Raw genomic sequence first — 16,062 nt, forward strand, 5'->3', positions numbered from 1 at the left:
CTACTCTTCCCTTAAAAACACGTTCTGAAACTATTTTCTATCGAAATGCTGATAGTCCTTCAGACTGCTCCAGTCTCCACCCCACCTGAAACCTTTCGACTTAAACAGTCTTACGCACAGGTCATCATTGGTCATCATATGAGGTCTCAGGTTACTGCGATCCATATATGTCACCGCCTGTTCATCCTGAGTTGTATATGCATGTCCCGACCCGTCATAAAGAATATAAGGATTCTCCCTTGGATTAATGTCTATGGCCATACCATAACTATGTCTCGATGTACTTCCGCTATAATCAACTTTACGATCATTGAAAGACGAAGTGTTATTGGCATTCATAGAGGCTGTATCAGTATCATTGGGATCACCGGTCCAGAAATTGTCCACCAGTTTCATAGAGTATATTTCATATTTTTGGAGGTAAAGATTCTTGAAAATATCAATTACGTCCCCGGCAATGGATTTATTTACGATGATCTCCCCCACCTGAGGCATCCCCTCATAATTCCAGTGAAGCAGCTTTAAGTATCTGAGATTCCCAAGAGGTATACTTGTCTGTACTCTGTAGCTTTTCCCGTTTATAAAAGCGAAAACATCTGAATCCTCTGTGATTTCAGAAACTGTAAAGTACTTGTCGATGTCCTGAGGATCCAGCTGCTCTTCAGTCAGGACATCACCTGCAGAAAGACCGTCAAGCGTGTCGATAACCTCTATTGCAGGTTCGGTAAACTCTTTTATTTCAGTGAATCCTGTTTCAGTGGATCCTGTACCGGCAGATTCTGTCTCAGCAGATTCTTTTCCGGCAAATTCTTTTCCGGCAAATTCTGTTCCGACGGATTCTGTTCCGACGGATCCCAGAGTATCACTCTCTTTCTCACCGGAAGTTCCCGAAACAAAATCAGTCGCTCCGGTTGAATCCAGAGCGACCGTTTCATCTTCAATTGAAGATTCTGTAATTTCTTCTGCAACATCATTCTGAACTATCTTTTCTTTACTGCCTTTATCTTCAGGTATTTCCGGTTTTTTATGACAAGCCGTCATCATAACAACATATGCACAAACCGGTATTATCAGTTTAAACATTCGTAAAGCGCATTGCTTTCTCATGCTGATCTCCTCTAAAAAACGCATTTTTTCGCCGCTTATTTCTGACATACATATGCAGATCTAATCGGCCTCATTCTATGTAAAGATCCAGGTTCAAAAATCAGTTTTTGTCAAAATGCTGGTAATCCTTTACCGAATTCCAGTCTCCACCCCAGCTGAAGCCATACTCTGTAAACACTTTGTACGCAAGATCATCATGTGTTATTACATGAGCAAGACCCGTATCACGCTTGATGTAGTCATTGGCATTGCTGTGAGACCACTTAGGTGATCCAGACTTATATGATACGTATGGGTTTTGCTGAGGGTTAATGTCTATGGCCTTACCGTAAGCATGATTGGAGAGCTTTGAGCTTCCCGTTGCAGCCCTATAGTTAAAGGCCGATGTGTTGTTAACATCGATGGAAGCAGAATCGGTAGAATCCGGGTCACCTGTCCAGTAATTGTCAACCAGATGCATGGAATAAATCTCATACTTGTTTCTGAAAAGTGTCTCGAAAACTCCTATGACATCATCGGCAACGTCCTTACTTACTATCATTTCACCCATTTGCACTACGCCGTTAAAGTTGTAATGGGGCATGGTGATATAAGTCAGTGAACTTAGCGGAACATAATTGTTCTCCCTGTATGACTTTCCGATGATCCTGTTGTAAACATCATCTCCCACAGTGATGTCATGCATCACAAAATACTTTTCCGGATTATCAAAATCAAAGTAATCCATATTTATCAGATCACCGGCACTGTAATCGTTAAGATTATCAAGATATACCGGTTCTGTAGGTGCCTCGGTAGTGGTCTCCTGAGTAGTTTCTTCTGTTGTTTCCTCAGTTGTTTCTTCCGGAGTTTCAGCCTCTGTGATGGTGACCGGTTCGGTTCCGGGAAGGAATTCTTCCATCTGCTCGTTATTCTCAGATTCTGATGCAAATTCCTCTTCAGAAATATCATTTTCCACTACTATTTCTGTGGATTCTTTATTTTTATCCCGATTGATAACAAATAATAAACTAACCAGAAGTATCACTGACAGGAGTAAGAGTCCACACGCCAGCATTAATATGATTTTTATTGATTCTTCATTGTACCCTTCAGGCTTTTTTCTTGACCTGTTACTCAATTTCCATATACTCCAATCTCAGCAATAGTCATATCATTGTATTTAGTTCCCGGATAACAGCCTCCGATTCCAACCAGAATAAAATCAGAAGGAATCGGCTCAGAGAACTCCACGACGTATTCTTCGTACTGATCAGGGAATACGATATCATAGTAACATTCTCCCACAGTGATGCAGAGAATAGAAGGACGGTTGTTCTTTAAATACCAATCCTTTGACCTGTGATTTCCCAGAGCAAATGAAATTGCCTTAACGTTATATGTTCTGTCAAATTCACCATGGATCCACTCTTTTAATCCGTTTCCGCTTACTCCATCCTGCCAGCTGGTTTTCAGATCTCCGTCAAATGCATTTTTTCCATAATTTATATAACCGGTATCCTTCTGAACAAGGTATGAAGACTCGGTTACATTTAACATAGGTACCTGCATAAGTCCTGCAAAGCTGTAATTTGATTTGTAATTGAGAGAATAAACAGGCTGAACAAAGGCTGCGGTTGTTTCTGCGGTAGTCTCTATAACAGTGGTCTCCGCTACAGCGGCTTCGGTTTCAGCGGCATCTGCGGCACCTGCTGCAGAATCCTTATCATCTTCCTCTTCTTCTGTTTCGGATTTCTTGCTTGACTTCTTACCGGATGAAGACTTGCTATCCTTATCTTTATCCTTATCCTTCTTTTTACTGGTAGCACTTAATTCATCATCGATGGACACGGCCTCATACTGGGAATCAGCGAAGAAGGTTTGATATGCAAAATATCCGCCCACACCAAGCACTGCCAGGATAGACAAAACCAGGAAAATGATGGCAACCACAAGTCCTGCAGAGCCTTTCTTCTTTTGCTTTGCTTCCTTTGGCTGCTTGCCTTTACGGTTGCCGGCATTGGCAGCATTGTTCATGTTATTAAAGCCTGAATTTAACGGTGCCTGAGGTCCATTATAAGTGTTCACGGAAGGAACAGTCCGGTTAAAGTTGTTCTGTGGCTGGTTTACATTCTGGCCCTGGCCCATCCCGCTAAGCTGTCCCTTAAAACCGGAAGAATTGTTAGGACCGGGAGCATTGTTAAATCCGGAATTATTGTTATAGCCGGAAGCATTGTTATAGCCGGAATTATTGTTAAAACCGGAAGAACCGTCAAGATTGGGAGCCTGATAAAACGGATTGTCCGCCATCACGGTTCTGTCATCATCAACATCAGTTCTGCCGGGCGCATTTCCGGGCACATTGGGCTGCATCTTAGGGGCTTTGGCACCGCACTTCATGCAAAATGCATTACCTTCATCAATTTGTGCCCCACACTTCATACAAAACATTTCTAATCCTCCAAAAAACCTAACCATTGTGAATAATGTCTTAAATTCACAAAGAAATTATACAAGATATTGTTTCTTTTTTCTACAGTAACGAAGTGTTAACTTTATTTCATACAATAAAGCTTTAGGTCCCGGCTTCGCGGGCTTTTTGATACCATTCTTCGGCTTTTGCTGCGTCTTTTTCGACACCAAGTCCGTTTTCATATATAATTCCTAAATTATTCATGGCAGTTGTTTCTCCGGCTTCGGCGGCTTTTTCAAACAGCTCTTTGGCTTTTGTATAATCCCTGTCGACACCAAATCCGTTTAAATACATGTATCCCAAATTAGTTATGGCTGCTACTTCATCTTTTGCCGCTTCTTCACACAACTCTTTTGCTCTTTCATAGTCCCGATTTACACCATATCCGTATAAATACATGTATCCCAAATTAGTTATGGCTTTTGAGTTTCCATCTTCTGCCGCTTTTTCACACCACTCTTTTGCTTTTGCATAATCTTTTTTTACACCATATCCGTTTAAGTACATTTCTCCCAAATTAGCCATTGCATATGTTTCACCACCTTCGGCGGCTTTTTCAAACCACTCTTTTGCCTTTTTAAAATCTTGTTCTACGCCTTTCCCATGAAAATATAATATTCCTATATTATTCATGGCACCTGCACCTCCACCTTCAGCTGCTTTTTCAAAACACTCCTTTGCCTTTTCATAATCTTGATTGCTGCCTTCTTCTTCATACTTTAATCCCAAATCAAACAAATTAACCAAAGCCTTTTCACTACCACACTCAGCTGCTTTTTCATAAAGTTCTTTTGCTTTTGTATAATTCTGGGCGACGCCGTCTCCTTCTTCATACCTCAGTCCCAAATCTACTAATCTTTCTAATGAAGTAACATGACCACTTTCGGCTGCTTTTTCATACCACTCTATTGCTTTCTCATAATCTTGTTTTATGCCATCTCCACATTGATACATGTATGCCAGATGATACATGCCATATTTATCTCCACCCTTTGCCATTTCATAATATCTATTAAATCGTTGTTCTGGACTTTCTTGAGTTGTTGTTTCCTTAGGATTTTCACTACTTGTTGTTTCCTTAGGATTTTCACTACTTGTTGTTTCTTTCCTGACGTCCTTACTATTTACACTTTTTGTCTTTGTCCTTCCACTATTTGTTAAATTTGAATTAAAAACTCCTAGAATTATTAACAGACAAACAACTACTAATATACCATAATTAGTTTTTTTCTTATCCTTCTTGGGTGTGGTATCACTTATAGGAGAATCATCTTCATTATTATTCTCGTTTTCCCGAGATTCCTCTGTATTCTTCTCAACTACCAGATCCGCAACTTCTTCAACTGGGTTAGTGTATTGATATTGCGGTTTCACATCGATGCCTTGAGCTGATGGTAATGTTTCAAACATAGCAATGGTTCTATCTGAATCCAAATCATCATCTACTATTACCGACTCTTCAGGTTTTCCCTGTTCTTCACGTTTAATTAATTCCTCAGATTTTATTGGTTCTTCATGTCTATATTGAGCTGCATTTAAATTCTCTTTGTTTTCAACACTTGCCGGCTGTGCTTCAGGTCGGCTCTCTTTACGATTTTCTAAATGTGATGATTCCCATGTCTGCTCATCTTGCTTTTGATTTATGATGATCAGTTTGCTGAGATCATCTGCCATTTCTTTTGCAGAGTGATATCTGTTTTCCTGGTTAAAGTTACAAGCCTTCAATATGATTTCAGCCAGAGCTTTGTCTGCAAATACAGGCGCGGGAATAGTTTCTCCCGACATACGTCTGTTCAGGCACTCTTCTCTGACTCGGAAACTTAAGCCTTTACTTTCAAAGGGCTGAAATGGTATCTTACGCGCATTCATGAGAAAATACATTACCATTCCGAGGGAGTATATGTCCGCCGCTACTCCGTAGCTTTCGCCTTTATATACTTCCGGTGCCATAAAGCTGTAGGTTCCCTTTTTGGACATGAATCCCTGGGTCTTCTCCATGGCTCTGGACACACCAAAATCACCCAGCTTATAATTTCCATTCTTGTCAATGAAAATATTAGCTGGTTTTATATCTCGGTGTATGATGCCGTATTTCTGGCAGGCGCTTAATGCATTACATATATCGATTCCGAGTTTGACAACCTCATCTCTTTTCAGGTTACGCTCTCTGAGAAGATTTGTAAGAGATGTCAGTAATTCCATCCTGATCAGTATATCCCATCCCACTTCATTTTTATGTTCATTGACAACATGGTCCTGGTACTCAACGATATTTTTATTACCGCGTAATGCTGCCATAAGGAGAGTCTCTTTGTTCAGGTTCATGACCGCATCCTTAAAGTAGGCATTAACAGTGTGTTCATCAGATTCATATGACAGCATCTCAGAGTATTCCGAGTTGTTTTGGGGGATAGTTATGGCTTTTAATGCCGCTTCCTCCTGCCCTGATGACGTATTCCGGACAATCCTGAACACCTTGCCAAAACTGCCCTCACCTATGAGTTTGTCAATGTACCATTCACCCCAAAAAGGTTCCAGTCCCTTATAATAAGAGTTTTCCATGCTCCCTACCCCTTGAATTACTTCCATCTGAACTTTTGTTTCCGAGTATTCCCGGATTTCTCTTTAATCTAGAAATACTCTGAAACCACATTAGTTAAATTGCTCCTGACGTTGTATATCATTATAAAAGATTATGAACCAGAGGCTGCGGCTGCTTTTTGATGCCACTCTTTGGCTTTTGCTGCGTCTTTTTCGACACCAAGTCCGTTTTCATACATATATCCTAAATTATCCATAGCTAATGTGTTTCCACCTTCGGCGGCTTTTTCAAACAGCTCTTTGGCTTTTGTATAATCCCTGTCGACACCAAGTCCGTTTAAATACATGTATCCCAAATTATTAATGGCATCTGCGTCTCCACCTTCGGCGGCTTTTTCATACCACTCTTTGGCTTTTGCTGCGTCTTTTTCGACACCAAGTCCGTTTTCATACATATATCCTAAATTATCCATAGCTAATGTGTTTCCACCTTCGGCGGTTTTTTCAAACAGCTCTTTGGCTTTTGTATAATCCCTGTCGACACCAAGTCCGTTTAAATACATGTATCCCAAATTATTCATGGCATCTGCATCTCCACCTTCGGCGGCTTTTTCATACCACTCTTTGGCTTTTGCATAATCCTGAGAGACGCCTTCTCCACGAACATACATTACACCCAAATTATACATTGCATTAGTGTTACCAACTTCAGCGGCTTTTTCATACAATTCTATGGCTTTTGTATAATCTTGATCGACACCTTCTCCGTTTTCATACATTACTCCCAACTCATTCATGGCAGCTGCGTCTCCACCTTCAACGGCTTTTTCATACCACTCTTTGGCTTTTGCATAATCCTGAGAGACGCCTTCTCCACGAACATACATTCTGCCCAAATTATTCATGGCATCAGTGTTACCAACTTCAGCGGCTTTTTCATACAATTCTATGGCTTTTGTATAATCTTGATCGACGCCTTCTCCGTTTTTATACATTACTCCCAACTCATTCATGGCACCTGCATGTCCACCTTCGACGGCTTTTTCATACCACTCTTTGGCTTTTGTATAATCCTGATCTACGCCATTTCCTTCTGAATACATGAATCCCAACATGAACATGGCACTAGTATCTTCACCTTCAGCTGACTTTTCAAACAGCTCTTTTGCTTTTGCATAATCCTGGTCTACGAAATACTGTATTCCCAAATTCAACATGGCAGCTGTGTTTCCACCTTCAACGGCTTTTTCAAACCACTCTTTGGCTTTGGAATAATCTTGGTCTACACCATAACCGTATTCATATATTTCACCCAAACAATTCATAGCAGCTGTGTTTCCACCTTCGGCGGCTTTTGTATACCACTCTTTGGCTTTTGCATAATCCTGGTCAACGCCTTCTCCGTTTTGATACATTTCACCCAAAAGCATCATGGCATCCGTGCTACCACTTTCGATTGCTTTCTCATACCATTCTTTTGTTTTTGTATAATCTTGGGTAACACCATTTCCGAAATAATACAATAATCCCAATTTAGTCATGGCTTCTGTATTTCCACCTTCGGCGGCTTTTGTATACCACTCTTTGGCTTTTGCATAATCCTGGTCAACGCCTTCTCCGTTTTGATACATGAATCCTATAATATACATGGCATCTGCACTTCCACCTTCGGCGGCTTTATCAAACAGTTCTTTTGCTTTTGTGTAATCCTCCTTAGAATAATACTCTAAAGCTTGATCAAACGTTGACTCGGTTTTTCCATTAATACAGACTGCTGCGATTATCAATACTGCTATGGCTATTAATATACCGAAAGTAGTTTTTTTCATCTCCTTTTTCGGCGCAGGATCCCTTTTAGGAGTATCATCTTCCATCTTCTTCTCAAATTCAGGAGCTATCTCTGTCTTGTTTTCAATTACCGTATCCGCCACTTTTTCAACAGGCTTAGTGTATTGATCTTGCGATTTTACATCGCTATTATGGGATAACGGTAATGTTTCAAACATTGCGATAGTTCTGTCAGAATCTGAATCATAGTCTATTATTTCTTCAGGTTTTTCCGGTTCTTCACGATTTACTAATTCTCCAGATTTTATCTGTCCCTCATGTTTTTCTTGAACTGCATTCAAATTATCTATATTTTCTGTACTTACCGACTGTGCCTCAGGACGGTTTTCTTTGCGGCTTTCTATGTGTGATGATTCCCATGTATGCTCATCCTGTTTTTGATTTACGATGATCAGTTTGCTGAGATCATCTGCCATTTCTTTTGCAGAATGATATCGGTTTTCTTGGTTAAATTCACACGCCTTCAATATTATTTCAGCCAGCGCTTTGTCAGCAAAGGTAGGCGCAGGGATTCTTTCTCCTGACATACGTCTGTTTAAACACTCTTCTCTGACACGGAAACTAATGCCATTACTTTCAAATGGCTGGAATGGTATCTTACGTGCATTCATAAGAAAATACATGACCATTCCAAGGGAGTATATATCTGCCGCTACCCCGTAGCTTTCGCCTTTATATACTTCCGGTGCCATAAAGCTGTAGGTTCCCTTTTTGGACATGAATCCCTGGGTCTTCTCCATGGCTCTGGACACACCAAAATCACCCAGCTTATAATTTCCATTCTTGTCAATGAAAATATTAGCCGGTTTTATATCTCTGTGTATGATGCCGTATTTCTGGCATGCGGTTAGTGCATTACATATATCGATTCCGAGCTTAACGACCTCATCTCTTTTCAAGTTACGCTCTCTCAGCAGATTTGTCAGCGATGTCAGTAATTCCATCCTGATCAGTATGTCCCAGCCCACCTCATTTTTATGTTCATTGACAACATGATCCTGGTACTCAACGATATTTTTATTACCGCGTAATGCTGCCATAAGGAGAGTCTCTTTGTTCAGGTTCATGACCGCATCCTTAAAGTAGGCATTAACAGTGTGTTCATCAGATTCATATGACAGCATCTCAGAGTATTCCGAGTTGTTTTGGGGGATAGTTATGGCTTTTAATGCCGCTTCCTCCTGTCCTGACGAAGTATTTCTGATAATTCTAAATACTTTACCAAAACTTCCCTCACCTATAAGTTTGTCGATGTACCATTCACCCCAAAAAGGTTCCAATCCCTTGTAATAAGAATTCTCCATGCTCTTCCCCTATAATAACCTTATATTTATTTCAGAGTTTTTCCAGTTTTCACATCAATCTGGAAATTCTCTGTCACCGCCATTCATTCACAAAACGCCAACACAATGGTTATATTATCTTTGCCACCGGAATCCAATGCATCTCTGAGAAGATTCCATATCTTTTCTTCTGTAGTGACGTTTTCCATCAAACGTTCTGAAATCCGCTCGTCCGAAACCATGTCCGTAAGTCCATCACTGCACAAAAGTATACAATCACCGGTTTTTAAAGATATATCATCCGAAGCAAATGGCTCTATCATCATTTCTTCAGGATCTATTCCTAAGTGCTGTGTTAAAACATGTCCATACTTGCTGTTTCTTGCCTCTTCTTTACTCATGGCCCCGATAGAAACCAGTCTGTCAGCCTCCGTATGATCTTGACTGATCTGTTTAAGTTCATTATCATGCCAGTGATATATCCTGCTGTCGCCAATGTTAAAGCATTTCATCTTGTCACCATCTAACTCGGCGCAGCAAAATGTACATCCCATGCTTCCTTCACCCCTATGGGATATTTCATCACATATTTTTTGATTGGCAGCTTCAACATATTCTTGGTATTTTTCAGTGAAGCCTTCCTGATAATCTTTCATGGCCTTGGCCGCAATAAATGATGCTATCTCGCCATTCTCAATGCCACCCATTCCATCAAAGACACCAAGTAAAGCATGATCCTTTGCAACAAGGTCATTTGCATCCCTGTTCCTGCCTGTGTCGGTTTTGTACAGGCCGTTTAAATAGTAATTGTCTTCGTTGTTTTGAAGAACATTACCTTCATATGTAAGTTGATATATTTTATATTCCATAATAATCACCACTCATATTCTTCTATACATTATTGGTCACATTTTTTCTAAAAGCTGTAGGTTCCTTTATAAGTGTTTTCCATACTCTCCACCCCCTGTATTTCTGAGTACATCCAGGATTCTCTGCGATGTATCCATTCTTGTATAGTATTAATCTTCAAAAGTCCAACTTCTTTTATATGTATCATTCTATCATCAGTTTTAATATTTATGTAAAAAAATGATAAAATACATTAAATATTGATAAAATAACATAAAACAAAATGGGCTGTCACTTTAAGAAAAAAACTCCACCTCTGCTATTCGCAGTAGATAGAGCTACATGTAAGCGAACAGTCCGCCCTGCCTTCTCCAAAAGTGACATTATAAGTGACATTTGAAGCTGCCCATTCCGATATACTTAGTGTAAAAGTACCTAATCCCATGTAGATAAGAATTCAAGTGTTGACCTGTTTCTTAACCGGCTTTTAACAAGCACACAATGTTTAAAGGTGCGTAGTTTGAGTCATTAACGCAAGCAGCCTCGGTGTGCTTTCAGGATAGCATCCATTACACTCCGTAACTATAACAGACATATTGGCGTCGTAGAAATTTGCCCCGTTGATAGTACCTTCTGCTTTGAGATTCTCGAAGCTGTCATATTCACTTTTATCCAGGTAAAAAATCACATTCTTTTTCGTTTCCCCATTATCGCCCCAAGCTCCGAAGCGGTGCTTATGACCTTCAACGGTAAAAAAAATATCTGTACAGAGACCATCATTCAAGTCGTCAGCCAGGATGTCAAACAAGAGCCGAGAAGAACATACCACGGTCTTACTTTTTTTTGAGAATAATTTTGAGAACATGAGAACCCTCCTGATTTACTAAAGGCTGGAAATGCAGGCACATTACATCAGTGCCTGCATTCCCGTTTTTGATCTGTCCGATTAAGCAGTCGCACAAGTTGCAGCCTTTGCGCCGCCGAGTACTCCGTACAGGCTTGTCGGTGCAATGCCGTTTACGCCTGCAGTATCCTTATTTGAGATATACTTAATTAAATCGATAGCTTTGTTCTTAACAAACTTCTTTGCTTCCTCTTTTACTGTACTGATCCCCTTGCTGATAATGGTGTCAGCTGTTTTAACAACGCCGTAACTGAGAAGACCCTTACCAAGTGTTTTCATTGTCACATTTGCAATGATACCTCTTTGTGCTTTTGTCATGACCTGCTTCCAAACTGCAACCATGCTCCCACGTCCTGAGGTTATACCCGGTATCTTGAGATACTTGGCAGCAGCGCCCCACGTAAAGCCTGCAGCTGCGCCTTTTACTCCGGAAACAATGGTATCACCCGCAAGCCTTCCTATACCGTATCCGTCTTCCTTACGATATCCTTCTCTTCCGGTTATCATACTGAGTCCGTTGGTCACAAGCGTTTCTGTTACCGCTCCGGCGGCGCCTGCTGCTGCCGGCCCGGCAACGACAAATACGCTTCCTTGGACAAAACCTCCGGCTGCCGCGCCGACATAGCTCTCCCAAGAGCTTCCTGTCCACTTACCATTCTTGACCGAATTTACAACATCGCCGGCAAATTTAGTCCCGACGTTTACTACTGCACCAACAATTCCTCCCGCAAGCCATGCAACAATCATTCCGGTCGGGTCAACGATATTAACAGGGTCAGACAGACAATATAGATACGGATTCAAGGTAATAGGCGTCATAAGTCCGCCTGCAATCGGGTCTTGGCTTATGAATCGACCGTTTGTCGGATCATATTGCCGCCATCCGGCATCATAATACCCTGTAATCGGGTCATATCGATAACCGGAAAAACCAAATCCACTTCGAGGTGCAGGGTCATCCCCAAATCCGCCGAAGGCGTCATATGCAAATACTCTTGTCGCAGCCCCATCCAATGCAGCACGGTTAGACATTCTCTCATCCATGAGCAGAATTGTCTGTACATCTGCGTTCTTAGCAGCAACCAACTGAGTGTCCCAAACATAATCTTCCCACTTGTCATCACACGATGAAGCAAGAAGACGATTCTGTGTATCCGCATAGTCAAATAGATACCGAGTCTCTTTGTTCGCTCCACCCATCACACATGACACTTTTGAAAGCATTGCCATGCCATTATACTGATACTCCGCCTCCCCGGCTTCTGATGCCGCTCTTGTCAGGCGATTGAGCGCATCAAAGTGCATTGTGAGCTTTTTGACGCCATTGACTGATTCACCGGTGAGATTGCCTCTTCTGTCATATGTATATGTGTGCTTTTCGCCGTTGGTAGATCTACACTGCAAGCGATTGAGATTGTCATATGAATACAACGTCTCCTGACCATTTGCTGTCATTTTACTGCGATTTCCGAAAACATCGTATTCAAACGACTGCATCAGAGAGCCATTGCGAAGAACTCTTTCCAGACTGCCTCTCGGATCATATTTGAATGTGTAATCTGATTCCGGTCCTCCGGTAAGCTTCTCGACGATACGGCTTTTCCGCTCGCAGGCATCATACTCATATGTAAACCTTGCTATTTCCCCGCTTTCTCTGTGGTGGGTAAGCGATGACACTCTTCCTGCTATGTCATATTCATAATCTGTATGTGTTCCATCATTGAAAGAACGACTGCGAAGCTGGCCATTATCAAAGTAATCATATGCAATTTGGGCATCCCCCACTCTGCTGTGGGCAAGCCGTCCAAATGCATCATAACCATACTTAACACTACTGCCGTCAGGATAGGCAAGCTGAATACACTTTCCTCTCTCATCCCATTCGTAGGTTGTATGCTTTCCATCATGTTCAGTTACTTCAACAATACGTCCTGCAGCATCCCGCTCTATTCTAGTGATGCCAAGCCAGTCCTCAATCTGAACGAGTCTCTTAAGAACATCATATTCGTATTGAACTGTTCGTCCGTCAGCAAATCTCAACACATCCTCTGTGCCGTCAGCCCTGTATGTGCATGATGTGCTGTTTCCCTCCTGATCCTTCCTGGAAATGATTCTTCCGCAACCGTCATAAGAGAACTCCATACTGCCGGAACCGCTATCCGTCATCGCAACCATATTTCCGTCCAAATCCCATTGGTAAGACGTTGTGCGAACCTGCTGCTCCTTATTGAATTCGTTTAATGCGGCTGCATCAAAATGCCCACTTTCAGGCTGTAGAATCTCCTTAAGTCGATAGCAGGGGTCATATTGATAGCCTGTTTCATTTCCCAGAGGATCGGTTACCTTAAGGAGCGCACCTGCCTTTGAGTATTCATATGTTGTCTTATTTCCTTCTCCGTCAATCACTGCGCAAATATTTCCTATGGCATCGTATTCGTAGCTCTCTACCCCACTGCCAACATGCTCAGCGCGGACAACACGATTAAGTGAATCGTATTGGAATTTCCATTTACCCCGTATACTATCAGCAACATCGATAACATTACCAGCTGTATCATATTGATATGCCAATGAAGCACCATCCATATGCTTTTCAGCAAGCAGCTGTCCGCCCGCTCCATATGTGAATGTTGCGATAACTCCCTGAGAATCTGAAATCTCAGTTATCATACGAAGTGAATTATATTTGAAATTGCGTGTGTAACCGGTCTGGTTTGTGTGCGACAGGCGATTTCCTTCTAAGTCAAACGTAAAGTGTTCGCTTGTCCCATCCTCGTAATGTATATCCGTAACATTTCCAAGCTTATCATACACTGCTGTTCTGGTGCCCTTAACAGGATCTGTTACTGAAACGGGTCTATCCAGCTCATCGTAAGCAAGAACAAATTCGCCGCCGCTTGCGTCGATTCGTCGCGTAAGATTTCCTACCGCGTCATACTCGGCTTTTTCAATGCCACCCATAGGATGCTTGATGGAGGTTATTCTGCCTTCTGTATCATATGTATACTCTGTAATGCCTCCGTCAGCTGCCTTTTTCGCAACAACGTTTGACATTAAGTCGTATTCGAATGTTGTAATATTTCCGTCTGCATCCTTAATCTCAACGGGCTTGTTCATCGAGTTATATCGAACAGCAATCTCACCACCGTTAAAATCTTTTACTTTGACAAGATTTCCACGAGCATCATACTCATAATTACGGCTCTTTCCTTCTGCGTTGGTCACTTTCGTGAGCTGATCCATGGCGTCGTATTCATAATGTGTCTCATGATCCAATGCATCAATGGAACAGATAACGTGCTTCGCCTTATCATATTCATATTTCGTTGTTCCTGTAACAGGGTCATTGACGCTAATTACATTTCCGGACTCGTCATACAGAAGCGAAGTAACGCTGTCATCCTCATGCTTAACCGATATAACACGGCCTAACTTATCATATTCAAATTCAACCGCCGCTCCATTTGCATCAGTATGTCTGATTTGATGCCCTTTATCATCATACTCTGCTTTTCCAAGAAGTTCCCCGTCAATTGCGACTTCATTGAGCTGTCCATGCTGATTGTACCCGAATGTAAGCTGACTTCCGGACGGATTTGTAAAAGCTTCAAGCCGTCCACCTGCATCATAAGCATAACGGCTTTTTCGGCCCAGCCTATCAGTAAAGGAAACACGTTTGTTTTCTGAATTGTACTCAATATTTTCCTCGCCAACCGGATAGACTGTGCGCGTATTTCGATAAAGTGTATCGTGGTAATATACCACCTCGGAACCATTTTGGCGCCGCATAACGATGCTTTGATTTGCATCGTCATATTGATATGTGACAGTACCTCCATCAGCAAACCTTTGCTGAAGCGTTCTGCCCAAATCATCATAAGTGTTCTGTACTGACAAGTCGCCCGTCGGAGAAATAATGCGGGTCAGTCGGTTTTTCTCATCATATTCATATGCAGTTATGTAACCATTCGGGTCGGTCAATTCCGTAAGATTGCCATCAACATAGCGGAATTTCACCTTCCTACCCGTATTATCTTCCAATCCAACAAGATGCCCGTCCTCATCATAAGCAAAGCTAATTCCAATTCCATCAGTGCAGGAAACATGCTTCACCTTATCTCCATCGTATGAAAGATCAATGCACCAGCCGTCAATAGTTTCTTCCCTTATGAGCTTTCCTTCATTGGAAAAGAAATAGTATTCATGCTCGTCATTTGTATATTTGTATCTATCCTTAATTTTTTCAAGCGAGCCAACCGCTCCGTGAACTGCCTGATAACCTTCGTCCCCATTTCTAAAAATCTGTGCAGAGGCATCTTCATTAATAAAACTTATGGTATCTTTTTCAATAACGATAAACTTCTCGAATGAATGACGCCAGCCTTTGCCAAGAGAACCATTTATGCTTCCACACGCGTTATAGAACATTCTAAAAGTCAGCGGCATTGGCGTGTCATAGTCAAAGAAGTTCTTTTCATAGACATAATTACCGTTGCCCAAATTGACCGGGTCACTACTAAAAACAGCCGCAGAATCCATGCCCAAAGATCCTTTTACATCTTCAATTTGATTTCGGATGTTCTCCAACATCTTCCCAATGGTTGTTCCGGTCGCCTCGCTATTCCCTATTATACGGTTCTCCGTATTCACATATTCGTTTGTGATTTGTTCCAGAGCTTTTGAAAGGTATCTAACTTTTTCAGTCTTTGAATTTAGAGCCGACACTGCTGCATTCAGATTCCTGCGTACTCTATCATACCCAGAAGATTTCATATTCATTTTACGCACCACGGCTTCAATTTGATTTTTGAGGCTGATGATCTTTCTTGATACGTTATCCATCTGACCACCGGCAGCATCCATCGCACTCTTTTTAACATGAAAATTGGACATAGTTCTTCCTCCAGCATATTTTTACTCAAACTTAGCACATTGCAAAATAGAGTCTTTGCAAACAGCATTATATAAATCGCGATAATATTAGTTTAAACCTTCCCACATCTTTATGGATAGACATGTGTCATTGTATCATCAGTTACATGATTTATGTTAAAAACCGACTAAGTGTAACACTATTG

At 41.5% G+C, this 16,062-nt stretch carries 8 protein-coding genes; all 8 read right to left on the bottom strand.

Annotation, left to right across the window (positions count from 1 at the left end):
- Positions 1 to 30: 30 nt before the first annotated feature.
- Entirely contained in the window at positions 31 to 1,107 is a 1,077-nt protein-coding gene (locus T357_RS19725; RefSeq protein ID WP_197027283.1) for a M15 family metallopeptidase, read from the bottom strand.
- A gap of 100 nt (positions 1,108 to 1,207) precedes the next feature.
- A complete protein-coding gene (locus T357_RS19730; protein WP_049962167.1) occupies positions 1,208 to 2,227 on the bottom strand; it encodes a M15 family metallopeptidase in 1,020 nt (339 codons plus the stop codon).
- Positions 2,224 to 3,537 (bottom strand): zinc ribbon domain-containing protein, encoded by a 1,314-nt coding sequence (locus T357_RS0100425; protein WP_031547512.1) that lies wholly within the window; start codon positions 3,535 to 3,537, stop codon positions 2,224 to 2,226. The genes T357_RS19730 and T357_RS0100425 overlap by 4 nt, the downstream gene beginning before the upstream one ends.
- A gap of 124 nt (positions 3,538 to 3,661) precedes the next feature.
- Positions 3,662 to 6,148: a protein kinase domain-containing protein gene (locus tag T357_RS19735; protein ID WP_081827977.1), complete on the bottom strand. Its 2,487-nt coding sequence runs from the start codon at positions 6,146 to 6,148 to the stop codon at positions 3,662 to 3,664.
- 104 nt (positions 6,149 to 6,252) lie between these two features.
- On the bottom strand, positions 6,253 to 9,252 hold the full coding sequence (locus tag T357_RS19740) for a protein kinase domain-containing protein (protein WP_049962169.1): 3,000 nt from the start codon (positions 9,250 to 9,252) through the stop codon (positions 6,253 to 6,255).
- 83 nt (positions 9,253 to 9,335) lie between these two features.
- Positions 9,336 to 10,100 (bottom strand): PP2C family protein-serine/threonine phosphatase, encoded by a 765-nt coding sequence (locus T357_RS0100445; protein ID WP_031547517.1) that lies wholly within the window; start codon positions 10,098 to 10,100, stop codon positions 9,336 to 9,338.
- Between the two features lie 485 nt (positions 10,101 to 10,585).
- The gene (locus T357_RS0100450; RefSeq protein WP_031547519.1) at positions 10,586 to 10,945 is read right to left on the bottom strand and encodes a hypothetical protein; all 360 of its coding nucleotides are present in this window, start codon (positions 10,943 to 10,945) and stop codon (positions 10,586 to 10,588) included.
- 81 nt (positions 10,946 to 11,026) lie between these two features.
- On the bottom strand, positions 11,027 to 15,877 hold the full coding sequence (locus T357_RS0100455; protein WP_031547521.1) for an RHS repeat-associated core domain-containing protein: 4,851 nt from the start codon (positions 15,875 to 15,877) through the stop codon (positions 11,027 to 11,029).
- Positions 15,878 to 16,062: the final 185 nt, after the last annotated feature.

The sequence above is a fragment of the Oribacterium sp. FC2011 genome (assembly GCF_000701645.1).
GTDB lineage: Bacteria > Bacillota > Clostridia > Lachnospirales > Lachnospiraceae > Oribacterium.

Bases quoted from the DNA above. Each gene is read 5' to 3' on its own strand.
- T357_RS19725 (WP_197027283.1), bottom strand. From the start codon at position 1,107: ATGAGAAAGCAATGCGCTTTACGAATGTTTAAACTGATAATACCGGTT.
- T357_RS0100425 (WP_031547512.1), bottom strand. From the start codon at position 3,537: ATGTTTTGTATGAAGTGTGGGGCACAAATTGATGAAGGTAATGCATTT.
- T357_RS19735 (WP_081827977.1), bottom strand. From the start codon at position 6,148: ATGGAAGTAATTCAAGGGGTAGGGAGCATGGAAAACTCTTATTATAAG.
- T357_RS19740 (WP_049962169.1), bottom strand. From the start codon at position 9,252: ATGGAGAATTCTTATTACAAGGGATTGGAACCTTTTTGGGGTGAATGG.
- T357_RS0100445 (WP_031547517.1), bottom strand. From the start codon at position 10,100: ATGGAATATAAAATATATCAACTTACATATGAAGGTAATGTTCTTCAA.
- T357_RS0100450 (WP_031547519.1), bottom strand. From the start codon at position 10,945: ATGTTCTCAAAATTATTCTCAAAAAAAAGTAAGACCGTGGTATGTTCT.
- T357_RS0100455 (WP_031547521.1), bottom strand. From the start codon at position 15,877: ATGTCCAATTTTCATGTTAAAAAGAGTGCGATGGATGCTGCCGGTGGT.